The sequence below is a fragment of the Aquimarina sp. AU119 genome, assembly GCF_900312735.1.
GTDB classification, from domain to species: domain Bacteria; phylum Bacteroidota; class Bacteroidia; order Flavobacteriales; family Flavobacteriaceae; genus Aquimarina; species Aquimarina algiphila.
Genome location: NZ_OMPF01000007.1, coordinates 181,388 through 201,931, shown reverse-complemented (window position 1 = coordinate 201,931; position 20,544 = coordinate 181,388). Strand labels below are relative to the sequence as shown.

11 protein-coding genes are annotated in these 20,544 nt (G+C 29.8%); 9 read left to right on the top strand and 2 right to left on the bottom strand.

The features are described 5' to 3' along the window. The 9 genes from DK442_RS07595 to DK442_RS07555 all read left to right on the top strand — a co-directional run. Window positions 1–1,787: condensation domain-containing protein (locus DK442_RS07595; protein ID WP_160114081.1), on the top strand; the 1,787-nt coding region annotated here is incomplete at its 5' end. Window positions 1,788–1,866: 79 nt separating this feature from the next. Further along, on the top strand, window positions 1,867–4,248 hold the full coding sequence (locus DK442_RS07590; protein WP_109435254.1) for an outer membrane beta-barrel family protein: 2,382 nt from the start codon (window positions 1,867–1,869) through the stop codon (window positions 4,246–4,248). A 22-nt stretch (window positions 4,249–4,270) separates the two neighbouring features. Beyond that, the gene (locus tag DK442_RS07585; protein ID WP_109435263.1) at window positions 4,271–4,999 is read left to right on the top strand and encodes a thioesterase II family protein; all 729 of its coding nucleotides are present in this window, start codon (window positions 4,271–4,273) and stop codon (window positions 4,997–4,999) included. 322 nt (window positions 5,000–5,321) lie between these two features. Further along, window positions 5,322–6,956: a cyclic peptide export ABC transporter gene (locus tag DK442_RS07580; RefSeq protein WP_109435253.1), complete on the top strand. Its 1,635-nt coding sequence runs from the start codon at window positions 5,322–5,324 to the stop codon at window positions 6,954–6,956. Window positions 6,957–7,077: 121 nt separating this feature from the next. Then, a complete protein-coding gene (locus DK442_RS07575; RefSeq protein WP_109435252.1) occupies window positions 7,078–8,046 on the top strand; it encodes a TauD/TfdA family dioxygenase in 969 nt (322 codons plus the stop codon). A 306-nt stretch (window positions 8,047–8,352) separates the two neighbouring features. Then, entirely contained in the window at window positions 8,353–12,792 is a 4,440-nt protein-coding gene (locus tag DK442_RS07570; RefSeq protein WP_109435251.1) for a non-ribosomal peptide synthetase, read from the top strand. A 27-nt stretch (window positions 12,793–12,819) separates the two neighbouring features. Further along, on the top strand, window positions 12,820–14,757 hold the full coding sequence (locus DK442_RS07565; protein ID WP_109435250.1) for an alpha/beta fold hydrolase: 1,938 nt from the start codon (window positions 12,820–12,822) through the stop codon (window positions 14,755–14,757). A gap of 71 nt (window positions 14,758–14,828) precedes the next feature. Continuing rightward, window positions 14,829–15,497 carry a 4'-phosphopantetheinyl transferase superfamily protein gene (locus tag DK442_RS07560; RefSeq protein WP_235010920.1) on the top strand — a complete coding sequence of 223 codons (669 nt, stop codon included), beginning with the start codon at window positions 14,829–14,831 and terminating at the stop codon, window positions 15,495–15,497. Between the two features lie 443 nt (window positions 15,498–15,940). After that, window positions 15,941–17,026, top strand: a complete 1,086-nt coding sequence (locus DK442_RS07555) for a DUF2652 domain-containing protein (protein ID WP_109435248.1) — start codon at window positions 15,941–15,943, stop codon at window positions 17,024–17,026. Here the strand turns inward: DK442_RS07555 and murF are convergent. Beyond that, window positions 17,023–18,300: a UDP-N-acetylmuramoyl-tripeptide--D-alanyl-D-alanine ligase gene (gene murF, locus DK442_RS07550; protein WP_109435247.1), complete on the bottom strand. Its 1,278-nt coding sequence runs from the start codon at window positions 18,298–18,300 to the stop codon at window positions 17,023–17,025. The two genes, DK442_RS07555 and murF, sit on opposite strands and share 4 nt — an antisense overlap. Before the next feature lie 74 nt (window positions 18,301–18,374). Continuing rightward, window positions 18,375–20,051, bottom strand: a complete 1,677-nt coding sequence (gene gldJ / locus DK442_RS07545; RefSeq protein ID WP_109435246.1) for a gliding motility lipoprotein GldJ — start codon at window positions 20,049–20,051, stop codon at window positions 18,375–18,377. Between the last annotated feature and the right edge of the window lie 493 nt (window positions 20,052–20,544).

Genomic DNA, 20,544 nt, shown 5'->3' with positions numbered 1-20,544 from the left:
AATCTTTGGTTATTTCTCAATCCGATGATTCTGGTAGTATTCGTTTGATAGCTTACATAGTTAGTGATGAAGCTGTATTAGATATTATGGGTATTGATGATGCATTAAAAGGTGATTTGCCTGACTATATGATTCCTAGTGTATATGAGAAATTGGATGCTATTCCCTTAACAGAGAATGGCAAGGTAGATTATAAGGCTTTACCAAAGGTTACAGATGGGGTTGTAGGTTCTGCGAGAGAATATGTAGGTCCAGAAACCGATGAGGAAAAAGCTTTGGTGGCTGCCTGGGAATCTGTTTTAAAGAAAGAGAGGGTCAGTATTAAAGATAATTTCTATCAATTAGGTGGGGATTCTTTAAAGTCAATACAGATGTTTGTTCTTTTAAAAAAGAAAGGGTACGATCTTCCAATTGTTGATATTATTGAAAATCCAATATTGGAAGATATGGCTAAGACGATTAAAAGGATATCCAATCAGGATAACCAGTTTGATATATTACAATCTAAAACAATAGAGAAAAGTATAGAGGTATCGAAAAACCAAAAGTATTTTATTAAAAGACCTTGGGCATTTATATTATCAAATACGATATCCTTATCAGGTTTTTCAGAAAGTACATTTGAGAAGAAAATTCTTAACTTTTTAGGTTGTTATCCATCTTTATGTGTAGAATTTGAGGAACATGAAAATGATATTTTACAACATCGTATTTCAAGTGAAAAAATTAAACTAGCTGTAAAACTCATCAGGAATTATGACAAAAATAATCTTGAAAAGATAGAAAAAAAAGCTAAATCATTTTTAGAAGTATCATTTGATTATTTTAACTCAACTCCTCTTATTCGCTTTTTTTTAGTAATAGATCCAAAAGATCCACATAAAGTCTTTCTAAGATTTTGTATAGCGCACGCACTTGTAGATATAGATACTTTTGCTCATATAAGTGAAAATTTACAGCATCATTTTGATAATCCAAAAATTCCAAAAAATGAGTATTCAAATTTTGACTTTGCTCTATGGCAAAAGAACTTCCTATATTCTAAACAAGGAAGAGAACAAAGAAAATGGTGGCTAGACTATTTAGAACCCTTACCATTAATAGATACCAAAATACAAAATAAAGAATCCGTAAAATATATTATTCAACATTCACTAATAATAGGAGAGCAATTTGATGCTATAAAGGAAACAATAAAAGAAATAAATATACCTGTCTCAGTATTGTTTTTGGCAGCGCAACAATATTTGTTGAATGAAATAGGGGAAGAGTCTTATTTGCAAAAGGTTGCAGTAAATGGAGGAGAACAAAACTATGAAGAAGGTAGTGTGACAAAAGTTATAGGAGTAACTACTAATTTTTTACCGCTACGAATAATTCCTCCTGCCAACCAGACCTTTAAAGAGTATATTTATAACATTTATGAAGAATATCTTAAAGTTCGACTATATCAAAATGTTCCTTATGAAACTATTAAAGAAGATTCTTTGAAAGCAACCAATACCGATATTGATAAAGGTATAAAAGGGTATTTTAATTTTCGTTTAAAAGAAACTAAAATTTTAGAACAAAATCTCTTAAACAAAGAAGTATCGGTTAGTTATAAAGAACAACATTGGAGTAACGTTTATGGGATTGGTCTTATATGTGATTTATATAAAAATGGAATAGCAATAAGATTACTGTGTCCAGAATACATCTATGAAGATATAAGATATGATGTTAGTTTAGTTTCTTTTGTCAAAAAGAAGCTTCTGGACTCCATGAACTTAACCTCGAAAACATAACAACTTCAATTCAGTAAAACTATCCTCAATATTTAGAATAGGATAATAAATTTCTTTCAAACAAAATAATATTATAATTATGAAGCAATTAATGCTCTTACTTTTTATTGTCATGATTTCTCAATTCAGTTTTTCGCAAATTGAAATTAGTGGGCAAGTAAAAGATCAAAATGGTCCCGTTTCTTTTGCGAATGTAGTATTAATAGATTCAACAAAAACTATCAAAACTTATGATATAGCAGATGAAAAAGGAGCTTTCGTTTTAGAAACAGAGAAAGGGAAATATACGTTACAAGTAAGTATTCTTGGGTATCAAAATTGGGAAAAAGAAGTGGTTTTTGAAAGTAATCAGATTCTAGAAGATATTTTATTAAAACGATCAACAGAAGAATTAGATGAAGTAATCATTAAGGATAAAAAGCCATTAATAGAACGAAAACCGGATAGGCTAATATTCAATGTAGAAAATAGTGTAGCAGCAAGCGGAGGTAATGCCTTAGAAGCATTAAGTGCTGCCCCAGGAGTTAATGTCGAAAATGATGGGATTGGAATGATTGGCAGAGGAGCATCGCGAGTTATGATTAATGGTCGAATATTACAACTCTCTGGTGAAGCACTAGTTGAGTTTCTAAATTCTATTGCTGCTGATGATATTAAAAAAATAGAAATTATTACAAACCCACCAGCAAAATACGAAGCAGCAGGAAGTGGAGGTTTATTAAATATCATATACAAAAAAGGGGTTGGAGATTTTTGGAAGAACTCTACAACATTCGCATATAATCAGAATAAATATGATTTTTATACTTTAAGGAATAATTTTTTATATAATAAAAATAAAATAAAACTTAACATTAGTGTAAATGGTGATATAGGAAATGAAAGATCTATTGAAACAGTAGAAACAAGATATCCAAGTGGTCCCTGGCAAACTAATTTGGATGTGAAGAAACAAAAAGATCAAATGTCAGGTAGACTTTTGTTAGATTACGATATAACCAAAAAAACATCCATTGGAATACAGTATTTAGGTAATTTTAGTCAACCAGACAGAAATGATAGAGCTCTCACCAATATACTCAATAACACTAATACTCTTGATTCTCTATTTAGGAGTAATGGTAAAAATAATAGAGAGATAAATAGTCATATATATAATCTCCATATGATATCTAAAATTGATACTCTTGGAAGAAAAATTTCTGTTGATTTGGATTATTTTGATTACGAAAATAAGCTTGAGAGAGATTTTATTGTTAATACTTTTTCGTCAAACGAAGAATTTCTAAGAATTAATCAAGCTCAAATTAACTTATCTGATCAATTGATCAATAATTTTAGTGCTAAAGTAGATGTTGAACACCCTCTTAAGTTGATAGATTTATCATATGGAGCGAAATTAAGTTTTATAAAAACAGAAAACGATCTGCAAAATTTTAATACAATTACAGGAACTCCAGAACTTGACACAGGACTATCTAACGAATTTGAATATAATGAAGATATACAAGCTCTATATGTCAGGGGATCGAAAAAAATAAATGACAAATTACAAATGCAAATAGGTTTACGTTTGGAGAATACTATCACTAAAGGCGTTTCTAAAACTTTAAATCAAACGAATAAAAATGACTATTTAAAATTATTTCCTACATTTTATGTTTCTTATGAGAAAAATGAAAACCATAATTTTTCTTTTAATTATGGAAGAAGAATAACAAGACCAAGTTTTAGGGATTTAAATCCTTTTCGATCGTTTACTAATAGCAATAGTTTCTCTGAAGGGAATCCATTTATACAACCATCATTTAAAGATATATTTGAATTTAACTACACCTATAAAGAAGTTTTAACAACCAATGCATTTCTTAATATCACTTCTGATGGTTATGGTGTGCTATTTACAGCAGATCCAGATAATAATATACAAGCAATCATTAGACGTAATTATTATGATAGCTATGTCGGTGGGATAGGTGAGATATATACATTTAATAAAATTTCATGGTGGGAAAGTCAAAATCAATTTTTTATAGTGGGTTATAAAAGAAGTATTGATAATGATATAGATGCAATAACAAGAAATGGAGTTCAATTATATGTAGATTTATCAAATAGATTCTCTTTAAGTAAGTCAACAAAATTACAATTAGATTTTTTTTATAGTTCTAAGTATAGAGGAGGTTTATATGAGAATGGTGAAAGATATGGTTTGGATTTTGGGCTAAGGCAAAATTTTCTTAATAACGATCTTAAATTATCATTATACTTTAATGATATATTCGATACAGGAAGTCAGAATAATAATATTTCTGAAATAAACGGAGTAGAAGTAGTTTCAGGACAAAACTATAGTAGAAGATTTTTTAGATTTTCTCTCTCCTATAGCTTTGGAAATAAGAAAATAAGAGTTAAAAAGAGAAACTTTGGAAATGATGATGAAAGACAAAGAGCTAATTGATAAAATGTTATATTCAAAAGGTATGAAAGAAAGATGCCAACTTTTTCTATTACATTTTGCAGGAGGGAGTTGTTATTCATTTGATTTTTTTAAAAAACAGATAGACCCTGATATCGAATTTATTCCTCTAGAGATACCTGGAAGAGGCAAAAGATTTAGAGAAGAATTACTTAAGAATAAGAAATCTGTTATAGATGACTACTTTAATCAAATAAGTAATTTGAGAAATAATCAACCTTATCTAATTTATGGTCATAGTATGGGAGCTACTATAGGACTCAGTGTTACAGAAAAGATGGAGAGTATAGAGGATCCACCTTGTCATTTAGTAGTTTCAGGGAACCCTGGACCGGGTATTAAAGAATGTAATAGATCCAAAGAAAAAATTAAAAGATACTTAATGAAGGATGATGATTTTAAAAAAGAACTAAGAAAATTAGGAGGGGTTCCAGAAGAAGTATTGCAAAATGATGAATTATATAAATTTTTTAGTCCTATCATGAGAGCTGATTTCGAAGTATTGGAAAAAGATAATTTTTCTGAGGAAGGTATTCAATTAAAAACTCCTATTTATGCCTTAATGGGATCCGACGAAGAGACAAGTAGTAAAATTAGTAATTGGAACGCATTTACATCTAAAAAATTTACTTCAGAAATTTTGGAAGGAAATCATTTTTTCATTTATAATCATACTGAAAAAATAACAAGAGTTTTAGAAAAATGCTTTGAAGTTTTAGTGCTTCAGAATTAGTTACCAATAATAAAATCTCTTTATAATTTGGTTCTTTTTAAATATAAATGATTCCTATAACAATAATTAAAGCTGTTTTATTTTAATAAGAAGCAAAATAAAACCATTAAATAGTATTGTCCTAATGTGCTTTTAAATGCCTGCTTATACAATCTGCCATCATAATACATAATACCTTTCTATTGTTATGAAATTTATCTTCAGGATAGAATTGGTCAAAGCTTAAATTGAGAAATAAGTTTTTTAAGATTCGAGCATGTAGAATTCAGAAATAGATCTGAAAATTAAATAGGCCTTTACGTTAACTAAAACATTTAAACTCATGCTAAAATTAAAACCAAAAGATATTCTTTTTTTATTATTATACGCTATACCCAATACAATTTTGAGTTTTGGTATTATATATATAATTAATAATGTTCTTTCCGGAAATGAAGAATTTTTAAAAGACTATATGATTATAGTGTTTTTATCTGCAGTTGGGTATACCTATTTACTGAACGTGATATTCCAAAAAGAGTTAAATAAATACACCTTTAAGATATTGTATAGAAATGAAAAAAGGCTGTTCAATCAAATATTAAGAGCTCCGTTAGAAACTCTTGAAAGGTTTGGTACACAACGTTTCTATACAGCTATGGAAGATTTACGAATATTCTCTAATTTACCCTATACAGTAACACATACTGTGAGTTCATTATTGATGTTAACACTAGGTGTGGTTTATATGTTTACGCTATCTGCTATGTCTGCGGCAATTGTTCTCGCCCTTATCATTTTGGTAGCTATTTGTTACTTTATTGTTATGAATTCTATGTCTGGAGAGGTAAGTAAATTACGAACGTTTAATGAACATTATTATAAATACGTTAACGATTTGATTTCTGGGTTCAAAGAATTGAAACTTAGTGTGTCAAGAAGGAAAAACATAATGGGGAAATATCTAGGCCCCAATCGGGATGATTCTGAAGGTTTGGATTTTAAAATTAATTATGTGTTTCTATCGATCAATATGATTAGTCAATATGGGCTATATGTTGTTATTGCAGTGATTTTATTTGGCTTGCCTGCTTTGGGTTTATTAGAAAGAAAAGATGTTATTGCCTATGTAGTGGTAATTCTTTTTATCTCAGGACCGATAAATAACTTAATCAATTTACAGCAAATGTATACTCGATTTATGGTTGCCAACAAAAGAATAAAAAAGTTCATGAAAGATTTTCGAATTGATAATGAGGATAATGCTTCAATCAAGAGAAAAGAGTACGAGTTCCTTTCTTTAAAATTTAAAAATGTAAGTTTTGATTATGAAAATGATAATGACGAGAAAACCTTTGCTTTAGGACCAATTGATCTTACCATTAATCGAGGTGAAGTTTTATTTATAGTAGGAGGTAATGGGTCTGGGAAAAGCACATTTATTAATGTTTTAACGGGCCTGTATAAACCTACGGGAGGAGATGTTGTTTTGAATGATGATGAGAATTTAAATATCAAAGATGATTTACAAGATTCTATGACTGCAATTTTTACAAACAATCATATATTTTCTCATAATTATGATAATTATAGGTTAACAAATAATGAAGAGTATATAGAGTTACTAAAAATTATGCAATTGGATGACATTGTTACAAATGATAAAGAAGAATCAGCAAGAAGAAAATTTTCCAAAGGACAAAGTAAACGAATGTCTATGATTTTTGCACTTCTAGAGAAGAAACCAATATTGGTCTTAGATGAATGGGCAGCTGATCAGGATCCTCATTTTAGAAAGTATTTCTATGAGGAATTAATTCCAAAGTTAAGAGAAGAAGGAAAAACTATTATTGCTGTAACTCATGATGACGCATATTTCCACGTGGCAGATCGTATTATTAAATTTGATTATGGAAAGATAGCAAAAGATGTGAGCGTAAATAATAAAATAGGGCTTACAGAAAGTCTATGGGTGTAACTTGGTTTCAAGATATAGCTTACAAAACAATTGAAATAAAGACATCACAGATTAAGGTATAAGGTATCACTCGGTATCGTAAAGACTTTAAATATATTACACTAATTTAAAAATTAATAAAATGAATGATTTCTATAATGTTCCGGTTTTTAATGCTCAATTGAGTAAGGAGAATAATGAATATATTCACATATATAGTTATCCTGAAATAAATATTTCAGAAATCAAAGATTCAATAGAGCAAAATAAGTTAGTTCTTATTCGTTCAATGCCATTTGATAATTCGAGCTCTATATTTGGTGAATTAGTAGATGAGTATGGATTAAGATCTTCCTACGATATTCAAATGCAACTTGTTCCACATATGATAGATTATAGAAAACCTATAGATGAAGTAGCAGTCACTGTAAATGAAAGAGGACCGTTTCAGATAATCCAGCCTCATTCTGAAGGTTACAGTGGATCACCTTTAGAGCTTTTTGGTCTTCATTGTACTCAAAACTCAATAACAGGTGGAGAAAATATTCTAAGTTTGATTAATCAAAAAGCAGATTATTCAAAACTTTTAGCAAAAGAGAAAGTAATAATAGGGAAAGATCTTTCTGCTAAGGATATTAATACATTACGGAGAGGACACCTTGATGCAAAAGAAATTCTTCCGAGTTGCAACTCTGTTTGTAGAGTTTTAAAAGAAACTCAACAAGGAAGTGTAGTTGTTAAGACAGCTCCTATAAAAGCGATGAAATCACCTATTTCTGGTGAAACTTTATTCACCTACTGGGATAATATCACCGTGCATGATCATGCTTTTCATAGGCATCAGTATGAAATTCTTTGTCATTTAGGAATATTGAATGAAGCTGATGGGTTGAGTTATGAAGATTATATACACATTGAAGGAGAATCTTATTGTGCTCCAATAGATACTGACAGTGGTGATGTTGAGCAAACTGCTAAATTATTTGATTCTCATGTAGTTTATAAGATGCAACCGAACGATTTTATGTTACTTAACAATAGAGTTTGGACACACTCTGTTAATAATTGGCCCCCTGACCAAGTAAGGAAAATGAGCGCAATGTATGCATAATTATCACAAGCACTAACCATTTAATGATAGTTAGGATTGATAGTCTAATATTTAGATCTATTTCTCACAAAATTCTGAATACAAAAAAATACAACATTTATATCTTCTCAAATAAATACATAATGTTTCGATTTGTAATAATATAATCGAATATAAGGGTATGACAAAGACTAAGGTAATTAGCTTATTCATAAGGTGTTTAAATTAAAGTTTCATAGCCCTTAAGCCATATACTACTATCATAAAAGAGTCTATTTATGTCAGGGACATAAATAGAATTGAATTTAACTGTACGAAATAAATTTTATGAAACTCACACTTCCACAACAAGATATCTGTTTTGAGCAATTGTTATATCCTAACGATCCTATTTATAATATAGGAGCCAAAATAATGATCGAAGGAAATATAGCGTATGAAGTTTTGAATAAAGCTTATATAGCACTTATTGATCAACATGATGCATATCGAAGTATACTTATACAGTATCATCAAGAAACTCGAATAAAGACTTTGACTAAGTATAATGCCTCACTTGGATTTGTCGATTTCTCTAACCAAGCAGAAGCAGATGAAAAGGCGAATATTTATATGCAAGAAACCTTTAAAAAGCCTTTTGATTTTAGAGCAGAAGAATTGTTACATAAATTTATTCTGGTTAAAGTACACGATACACTTTTTTACTTGTTTTCGGTATATCATCATATTATAACCGACGGTTGGGGGACATCTTTAATGTTTCAACGGTTAGTTAAAAATTTTAATGAACTTATTGAACATGGTAAGATAGAAACTCAGTATCCATATAGCTATAAAGACTTTGTTATTGATGATGAGAAATATTATAATTCTGATTCATTTGAAAAAGATAAAGCATATTGGAAAGGAAAGTTTAAGAACCTTCCGGAGCGTTTATTCGAAAGAATTGATGAAACCATTAATGTAAATAAAAGCAATCGTAAAGAGTTGATTATTAAGCGGTCTGTTTATGATAAACTCTCCAATATCGCTAAAGAATCTAGAAGCTCTACTTTCCATATCATATTAGCAATTTTATATCTTTATTTTGGCAGAAAACATCAAAATGAAGATTTTGCTATTGGGCTACCTGTATTAAATCGAAGTAAATCTATTTTTAAAAAAACTGTAGGACTTTTTATGGGAGTTTCCGCATTACGCATGAAACTTGATTTTGAAGAAACTTTCGAAAATTTAGTGTACAGCATAAAACAACAATTACGACAAGATTATCGTCATCAGCGATTTCCATTAGGGAAACTTATACAAGAATTAGATGCCTTCCAAGATAAGGACAGATTGTTTAATATTACTTTATCTTATGAAAAGCAAAATTATTCGGATCATTTTCATAATACAAAAACCAAAGTCATTCCTTTAACACATCAGGCAGAACGAGTTGCCTTAGCAATATATATAAGAGAGTTTGATGAGCTAGAAGATGTGAAAATAGATTTTGATTATAACATCAATTATTTTAATAACAATTCTATTAATCAAGTAATTGAACATTTTGAAGAACTTATAAAATGCATACTTTTAAATACAAAGAAAAAATTATCAGATTATCAATATATAACTACTACAGAGCAGCAACAATTATTATATAATTTTAATCAAACAGGATTTAATTACCCTAGAGATGCTACATTATTATCGTTTTTTTGTTCTCAGGTAAAAAATAAATCAAGTCATATAGCAGTTAGAGATAAAATTAATGCATTCACATATAAAGAATTGGATGTTTTATCTGATCGAATAGCAGATTACCTATTACATAATTTTGATGATCGATCACCAATTGCTGTCCTAATGGACCGTTCTGCAAGTTTGGTGGTCATATTGATAGGAATATTTAAATCTGGGCGAGCCTATATTCCTTTAGATCCAAGCTTTCCAGAAGAAAGGTTAGAATATATAATAACAAATAGTGAAGTAAAGTGTGTAGTAGGAAGATGTGATTTAAAAGATACAATCAAAACTAAAATCAGATTTATTCACCCAGATGTAATAATCAATTCTAATGATTTTAATAATGCAAATAAAATAGAACAAGTAAAACCTTTTGATACAGCCTATATAATTTATACTTCTGGATCAACAGGAAAACCTAAAGGAGTAGAAATCAGCCATCAATCACTATTAAATTTTTTATTGAGTATACAGCAAACTCCCAAAATAGATACTAAGGATTTATTATACTCTGTAACAACTCAATCTTTTGATATTTCTATATTAGAATTCTTTACTCCTTTGCTTTCAGGAGCAACATTATATGTTGCAGATAAAAACACTTTAGAAGATCCTTTAACCATTGTAAAAGAATTAGAGGAAATCAAGCCTTCTGTAATACAAGGGACACCTAGTTTTTTTCAAATGTTGTTTAATGCAGATTGGAAAGGAGATAAGCATTTGAAAGTACTGTGTGGGGGAGATTTATTAAGTGAATCTTTAGCGAAAAAATTGATCGTAACTTGTGCTGAAGTGTGGAATATGTATGGTCCCACAGAAACAACCATCTGGTCTAGTATTAAAAAAATAATTGTACCAGAGGATGCTTCTAATATAGGGAAGCCAATACATAATACAAGTATATATATACTTGATAAATACAGGAAATTGCTACCAATTGGTACAATGGGCGATATATATATAGGAGGAGACGGCTTGGCTAAAGGGTATTTTAAGAATGAATTATTAACTCAAGAGAAATTTACAGAGAACCCGTTCAACAAAAATGAAAAAATCTATAATACGGGAGATTTAGGTAGATGGAATATTAATGGTGAAATTGAATTTTTGGGGCGTAATGATACTCAAGTAAAAATAAGAGGTTTTCGTATTGAGTTAGGTGAAATTGAAACTAAACTTAATCAATTAGCTGGAATAAAATCTTCAGTAGTTATTGCTAAGAAAAGTAAAATCCAAGAAGCTATTTTGGTAGCTTATGTAGTTCTTAGTCAGAAAACTTTTAGTAGTAATAAAGTTATAAAAACATTACGTAAAGAACTACCAGAATATATGATACCATATATAATCGTTCCAATAGAGAAATTTCCACTAACTCCAAATAATAAAATAGATAGAAAGTCATTGACGTCAAGGGGAATAAACCCTATGTTGGTTGGTAAAACGTATAAAGAACCTACTTCCGATTTGGAAATTAAACTATGTGAATACTATAAAGAAGTTTTAAAGTTTAATAATAAAATTGGGGTTACAGATAACTTTTTTACACTAGGAGGACATTCTTTAAGCGCAGTAAAATTGATTGGTATAATTGAGAAAGAGTTACAGTTTCAAATTTCTTTAAAAACTATTTTTGATTATCCAACTATTGAGTTGTTATCAAGTTTCCTAAAAGGAAAAGAGGTTCAGGATTTAAAACCTATAATCCCAATATCAGAGAGATCATATTACCCTATAACATTACCTCAATATGCCATTTGGCTAGCAAGCCTTCAAGATGAAAAATCGATAGCTTATAACATGTTTAGATCCTTTAGTATTGAAGGACTCTTAGACAAAACAATGTTAGAAACAACTTTCAATAAAGTTATTAGCAAATATGAATTATTGAGAACTAATTTTGTAGAGTTTGAAGGTTATCCTCATCAAAAAATTAATTTGATGGAGGATGTGAATTTTGAAATAGATGAATTTTTTATTAAAAATTCTGAAAAACATGAAGCATTAGAAAACTATGTAAACCAATGGTTTGATTTAGAAAATAAAATACTGTTACGTGTAGGTTTATTTCATGTAGAAAACAAAGAAAGTATATTAACATTCGTTACTCATCATATTATAATGGATGGATGGTCATTGGAAATTTTGATAAAAGAAATTGTAGATTATTACAATGCATTGACTAAAGCAATAAGTTTTAAAGAAAAAACATTGAGTTTTCAATTTAAGGACTATGTAGTTTGGCAACATGAATTAGAACTCAAAAACCAAAATGCTAATCAAAAGTTCTGGCAACAACATTTAAAAGGTTACAAGTGGAAAAGGTTAATTTCATATGATCAAGAACCAAAAAGTGAAAAATATTCAGGGACTTTTTATCGCTTTAATTGGGATAGGATATTTTTTGATAAATTAAAAGTAACCACATTAAAACAAAAAATCACACTTCATACACTTCTTATTACAACATTTAATATTTTGATTTTTAAAATGCAAGAACTCGAAGATATTTGTCTGGGGACAATAAATTCTGGCAGGTCGTTTTCAGGGTTGCATTCACAGATGGGGATGTTTGTAAAAACTTTACCCTTGCGTTCAAAAGTTAATCCTAATAAATCTGTAGCCGAAATGTTACAGCAAGTTCAAGAGAATTTGTTAGCAATAGATAGGAATCAGGATATACCAAGTGAAATACTTAGCACATTAAGATTTGAGGCTATACTGGTATTGCAAAATCAAACATTTGATTATAAGAAAATTAAAGTTAATGAAGATTTAATTTTAAAGTCTCATCCTGTAGATTCAAAATATAATAGATTACCACTATTATTTGATTTTTCTGTAGATGACGAATGTTTGCATTGTTCAATTCATTATGATACTTACAAATATGAAAAAGAAACAATAGATCTTTTGGTTTTAAAGTATAAAAAAATATTAGATCAAGTCATCGATAACACTAATGTTTTAGTAAAAAGTATAGATGCTGATTTAGCATTCGAAAAAAAGAAAGCTATTGAAATAGAGTTTAATTTTTAATGATTTATAATCTAAACATAATAAAACATGAATTTTTGTGTAAAAAAAATAGCAGTAGTTGTAGTATTCTTCTTTTCTTTCTTTACCATAAATGGCCAAAATATAATTTTAGAAGATACTACATCTTTTTTTCGAAATTGGGCAAGAATCAATAAGGATTCAATTACTTGGAAATTTCTTTCAGTACCTGAAAACTGGAATGATCCAAATAGTAAAATGATCAAGGTAGCAATTTCCGTAATAGAAAATTTATCTAATAAAACTAATGCTGATGCAGTAGTATTTATTCAAGGTGGCCCAGGTGCAAGTGGCATTAATAATATTGGGTCATGGGTAAATCACCCGTTAAGAGAAAAGAATGATATTATATTATTTGATATTCGAGGAACAGGATTTTCAAAACCTAGACTTTGTCCCGATTTAGGGGAGAAGTTTTTAAGAATCTTAGCAAAAAATCAATCAAAAGAAGAAGATGAAAAGCAAAAAGTAATTGCCTCATTATCTTGTAAACAAGATCTTCTAAATAGAGATATTGATATTAAATCATACCATAGTTTATCTGTTTCAAGGGACTTAAATACATTAAAAAAACAATTAGGTTACGATAGTTGGCATGTATATGGGGCTTCTTATGGAACATACATGGCTCAGGTTTATGCTAACACATATCCAAATGATATAAAAACGTTATCATTAGATTCTTCGATTTCTAATATTTCTACTTATTACACTAAGAATACTGATAATTATGTACACAGTCTTTCAAAAATATTTAAAAAATGCAAAGATGATATAGAATGTAATAAACAATATCCCAATTTAGAAAAAGCCTATTATAAGACTATTGCTGATTTAAAAAAACATCCAATAACGGTTTCGGTAGATAAAGAATTAATTGAATCGGGAAAATTTACATACAATTCAGAAGATTTTAAAATAGCCATTCAGCAGGCTTTATATAATAGAAAACTGGTTGAAGTAATACCATTATTAATTTATCAATTCCAGAATAGAAATGAAGATGCTTTGGGGAACTTAGTAGCTGCATTTGCAAGTTTACTTGAAATGGATTATGGAGTATACTATTGTGTAAGTTGTAACGAGGTTCTTCCGAATAATGAAATTTATGAGTATCAAAAAAACGCCTCCAAATTTAGAGGTTTGGATGGAGGAGTCTCTTTTTACGAATCGGATTTTAAAGTATGTGATAAATGGAATCTTAATCGTCAAGATCTAATAATGTATCATGATTTATCAAGATTGTCAAATCTATCTTTCCCAGTACTTATTTTTTCAGGAGAATATGATCCAATCACTCCCGTTTTTAATGGTTTTGAAGTAGCTGAAAAATTTAAAAAAGCGTATCCAATTATAGGGTTTAATTATGGACATGTTCCTGGATTTACTGAGATAGGTAAAAATGTGGTAGAGAATTTTATCAATGACCCAAGCCAAACCCCAGACTCCAAAGCTTTTAAAAAAGAAGGAGAACTTAATTTCATTGGTGATGTAGTTATTAATTCGGGAGTCTCTAAATTTGGAAATAGTTTGAGTCAATTTAATTTATTTTTTCTGTCACCATTGATTGTAGCTCTTGGTATCATGCTTGTTTTTATTTTTACATTTATAACTAAGCTTTTAAGAAAAAGATACAGTACTAATTCAGATAAAATTATAAGAACTCTTATTGTTTTAACATCTATAACAGGAATTATTGCTCTGGTGTATCTTGTTTTAGCTTTGTTAAAGGTTGTGAGTGAAAATTATTTTGTTTTAGCATTCGGTTTACCTGAAAATCTCGATTATGTATTCACCTTACTATTAATTTTTGTTATACTGCTAGTAACTACTTTATTGTATTTTATTATTCGGATAAAAATGATAAATCATAGAAGTATTGTTTTTTCTCTTTTATTCTCAAATATTCTATTGGTAACATATTTATTTTATTGGGGAATTATTTAGCCTGTTAAAATGAAGATTAAAATACCTATATGTGAATTAATAATACTAAAATACATTGGTCTTATAAAATTATGCAAATTCTCTATTCATATATATCAAAAGAAAATCATCGTTACCTAATGAATGAGGTGGCATCCAGTTTTTCTAATGATTTTCAAAATAAACTTTTCAAATATAGAAGGTGGCAAGATACTCAATTGTCATTATTGGGAAGAGTTCTTCTAGGTGAAGGGTTAAAAAAAATGAATATACCTTTTGATGAAGATAATGTAAGATATACCAATTACAATAAACCATATTTTGAAGGAAATGAAGTAAAATTTAATATCTCTCACTCTGGAAATATAGTTGTTTGTGCAATAACCAAAACTTATGAAGTAGGAATAGATGTTGAAATGTTGCAGAGTATTAATATTGAGGATTTTAAGAGTCAAATGACAAAATTAGAATGGCTACGAGTAGTTTCTTCATATAATTTAGAAAGCTCTTTTTTTGATTATTGGACACAAAAAGAAGCTGTTATAAAGGCTCATGGCATAGGACTTTCAATTCCTTTAGATTCTTTTGAAATTATAGGTGATAAAGCTATAATTGATGAAGAAATTTTCTTTTTAAAAGAAATTCAACTAGACAATAAATACAAATGTTATGTAGCATTTAAAGATGGAATTGATCCACTAGTATTAAATCTTCAAATGATAGATCCAATTACAGTATTAAATAAGTTTTTGAAAGATTGAATTTCTAATATTCAATCTTTCTTTTGTAAAACCTTGAATCGTATTTCTCTTAAACTAACTTTAAATTAAAAACCTACACAATTTGTGTAGGTTTTTTTCATTTCCAGAAGAAACTCCAAATCAAAAATAAGAATCTAATACTACCTTTTGAAAGTATAGATAATTTTTCAGGCTATAAATATGCGATATAAAGAAGAATTCTATGAAAGAGGTGTGAACTTGTGTTAGGATCGAATTATGCAGTTTAAAAAAGCTTAAAGAAAGATGATTTATGTATTTACTAACGATTAAAAGTGTAATCTATCTCTTTAAATTGTATAGATTTGTATAGTATCGCATATTTGATGTGATAATTGTGTTGTGGTACAAATTGATTTGAACAATGATATATGGAAAACACACATCATTTCTATTAGGTAAATTAGAGTATATTAAATATCTGCATGGCAAATTCACTATTGTTTATCCCTGATATTTCAGGTTTTACATATTTTGTTCAAAATACAGAGGTAGAACATAGTCAACACGTAATTTCTGAGCTGTTAGAAGTTCTTATTAATGCGAATACTCAGGATTTAAAACTGGCCGAGGTAGAGGGTGATGCTTTGTTTTTTTATAAAGAAAATGAGATTCCATCACAGGAAAAACTTTTAGCACAGATAGAGACTATGTTTACTGGTTTTTATAGTCACCTAAAGCTTTTGGAGAAAAATCGTATTTGTCCTTGTAATGCTTGTGCTACTGCACCAAATCTGCAATTGAAAATTGTAGTACATTGTAGTGAATTGCAGTTTATTACTGTACAGGAGAAACGCAAACCATTTGGACAATCGGTTATTGAGGCTCATAGATTACTTAAAAATTCTGTTCCAAGTGATAATTATGCTTTATTAAGTAGTGAGGTTTCAAAGTTTATAGGTCTTCCGGTTCATTATAAAAGCAAGTTGTATAATTTTGTAGAAGGAAGTGATGTATATGATGGTAAAGAAATTAGGTATGTGTTCTCTGAGATAGATAAAGCCAAATTAAAACTTAATCCATTTGCAATTCCTGAAGTGGTAGATTTTAAATGTGCTCCGAGTGTTGTTTTGACCACAGAGTTTGGTATTTCTGGACAGCAGTTGTTTGAGTACATTACTAATTATAGTTATAGACACTATTGGGTGAATGGAGTGAGTGAATTCGAATATAACCCTGAAGAAGTTACCCGGTTGGGAACAGAGCATGTATGCGTTATTGATGGAAAACGATTGAACTTTACAACAGTTACGAAAGCAGCAAATGGTAATGAAATTGTGTATGGAGAGCGTACAACAGATGTCCCAGTTGATGCTCTTTATAATTTTTTTATTATAAGACCGCTATCCGAAAATTCATGTTTATTAACCGTTGAGCTGTATCCCAAGGCTAAATCATTACTTAATAAGTTCTTGTTATGGCTTTTTATGAAAAGAATTTTTAGGAAATCTATGAGTACAACAATAAAAAATCTTGAAAACTTTGTCAAAAACGGGGCTGTTAATGGCTAAAGTAGCTCAAGTATTCTTTCTAGTTGCATTCCTCGAGAACCCTTGATGAGGATCGCATCTTTCTTGTTTTCTAAACTCCAGTTGCTCATTAAATCCTCATAAGATTTGAATTTTTTAATTCGAGGATCTTTACATTGAGTGAGAAAAAAATTACTTCCAATTAAGTATATTTCATTAACATTTGTATTACTGATTATATCGGCAATATTTTGATGTTCTAATGCTGCTGCTTCTCCAAGTTCAAACATATCGCCAAGAAATACAACTTTGTGACTATGATTTAGTTGGGTAAAACTACTAATTGCAGCATCCATACTGGTAGGATTTGCATTGTATGCATCCAGAATAATAGTGTGATTTCCTTTTTCAAGAATTTGAGAGCGATTATTTTTTGGGATATAAGACTCAATAGCATTTTTAATGAGTTGAATATCTATCTCAAAATAACGCCCAATGGTTATTGCGGCTGCAATATTGGTGAAGTTATAAGCACCTACTAAATTACTGTTTATTGTTAAGTTTTGGTAAGTGGCTTTAACGTTGGGATTAGTTTCTGTTAATTGAATAGTAACATCGGTTTTAGAAGATGTAGAAAAAGTATAAGTATTAATGCCTAAAGAAGCATTTTGAAGTTTTTTGTCGTCAGAATTAAGGAAGACAAGTTTGTTGTTATTTTTTAAATAAGTGTATAACTCGGTTTTACCTTTTAAAACACCGTCGATACCTCCAAAACCTTCTAGATGTGCTTTTCCTATGTTAGTAATGTAGCCATAGTCTGGGCTGGTAATTGAGGAGAGGAACTCGATTTCGCCCTGATGATTTGCTCCCATTTCTACAATCCCTATTTGCGTGTCTTTAGACATTGATAAAAGAGTAAGGGGGACTCCAATATGATTATTGAGATTGCCGATCGTAGCAGTCGTTTTGAAGCTAGAAGAGAGTACGCTGTTGATGAGTTCTTTTGTGGTTGTTTTTCCATTACTTCCAGTTAGAGCAATAATGGGAATGCCTAAATACTTTCGATGATAAGATGCTAGTTCTTGTAATGTTTTTAAAGCATTATTTACTAGAATGTGCTTTTCAGAAGTCTTGAACTCTTTTTCATCTACTATAGCGTAGGATGCACCTAATTCTAATGCTTTTTCAGCATATGTATTTCCGTTAAAATTCTCTCCTTTTAGAGCAAAGAAGATATCTTTTTTTTTAATTTTTCGAGTATCAGTGCATACGGTATTGCTTTCTAGAAACAATTGATGTATTTGGGCAATAGTCATTAAGTATTGATATTAAAAAAAGCCCTGACAAAATTGTACAGGGCTTTAATATTTATAACGAACTTTAAATAATCTTAATTTCTTGGTTTCTGATGTCTAGGTGTTTTTTGTTTTCTTGCTTTCGTACCAACACGAGACATAGCATTTCTGAAACCGATATAATCTGTAGCCATATATTGAGGCATAAATCTTCTTTGTGCTGGATCTAACCAGTACGCTCTGTCTTTCCAGGAACCTCCTTTGTAGACACGTACTTTATCATCAACGATTGTTGTTCTTTTGCTAGATTCATCATATTTTTTATCCATTTTTGTGCTATCTTCTGCACTAGGGCCTACATAATGAATCGGAGCATTATACATTCTTCTGTTCGGAAGATTTTCGTCTTGATATCCTTCATAGTATCTAGAAGAACTCTTGTCACCATCACGATAGTTCCTGTTATCACTATCAGTAAAGTTAGTTCTCATATAGGTTTCATTATCATCGATAGGAACCTGTAAAATACCACCAGGTAAAACTCTAGATATGATTCTACCATTACTTAAGGTGTCATATACTATAGAGTCTGTCATAACGATTTTTACAGTTCCATCAGGATTGATAGCATTTTTAGTATATACATTTCCTCTGTAGTAGTTAAAGTCATTGTACTCATCATCTACTATAGGTCTGTATACATCAGCAACCCATTCTGCAACATTTCCTGCCATGTCATATAATCCGTAATCATTAGGGTCATAAGACTTTACTGGGGCAGTAATATCAGCACCATCATCACTCCATCCTGCAATACCACCATAATCTCCATCTCCTTGCTTAAAGTTAGCTAATTGATCACCTCTAGTTCTTCTTTGTCCAGAACGAGTGTATTTTCCACTCCAAGGGTATTTTTTTCTACCTCTATAGATGTTATAGCTTCTAATTTCAACTAAACCTAAAGCAGCATATTCCCATTCTGCTTCTGTCGGTAGTCTATACTTAGGTAAAAGTAATCCATCTTTACGTTGAATGTATAAACCTGTAGAGTCGTTGTTTTTTTCATATCTTTCTGAAGCTCTTCCGCCACGAATAGCTTCATCATTACCTCCGTATGTTTGAGAAGGAGCATTTAAATAAGTATCTGTGTCAAATGTACTTTCTGCAGAAACATCTTCGAAAGGAGCATTTTCTTTAATAACTTGTTCTTCTTCAAGAATTCTTTCATTAACGCGGTTAGTTCTCCAGTTACTAAATTCGATTGCCTGAATCCAGTTTACTCCAACTACAGGGTAATTAGCATATGCCGGATGACGTAAATAGTTATTTGTCATCATTTCATTAAACCCAAGTCGGTTTCTCCAAACTAAAGTATCAGGAAGAGCACCATAGTAAATGTTTCTGTATTTTGGTTCAGTAGGAGGATAAACACCTTTTAACCAATCTAAGTATTCCAAATACATTACATTAGTTACTTCTGTTTCATCCATATAAAAAGATTGAACATGCTGTTGAGTTGGAGTATTATTCCAGTCATGCATTACATCATCCTGTACACGTCCCATAGTAAAGGTACCACCTTCTATAAAAACTAAACCAGGTCCTGTTTCTTGCTCTTTATAATTTGTCTGTACCTGAAATCCACCATCCTTGGAATTGTATTTCCAACCTGTGGCTCTGGAATTGTCACCATAATTGTTCTTCGAACAACTAAATAGTAAAACACTAACGGAAAGTGCCATTAGCGACTTAAAAATAAACGCGTTTCTCATAATCTTAAGTTCGTTAAAGTAGAAATTAGGGCTTGCAATATAAATAATAAACGTTAAAATTACCCTAATTTTTTCAAAATATTATCAATTCACATTTTTTTATGAATTTATAACGACTTTGGATTAACGCAATATTTATAAATTTATTATTATTTTTTTTATAAAACTTGAAAGTTAGAATGAATTTAGAACTGTGTTCTTTTTTGGTTTTTTAATGTAATGAATTTGTTTTCAGTAACTAAGGAGTTGGATGTGCGATGTTGCTTTTGCTGAAACAAATAGTCTTACAATTGAATAATAGTAAAATTTTCATTCTGAGTTTTAGAGAAAAAAATATGCAAAAAATAAACTCTTAAAATTTTATTTTTTTAAAAAATGAATACCTACCAATGTTTAAAGGTTAATTTTTACTCTAAAAAGCCCTGTGCAACCAACTTTTTTTAATAATTATGTCTGTGAATACTTCAGAATACCTTTTTTTTTGGGATTAAAA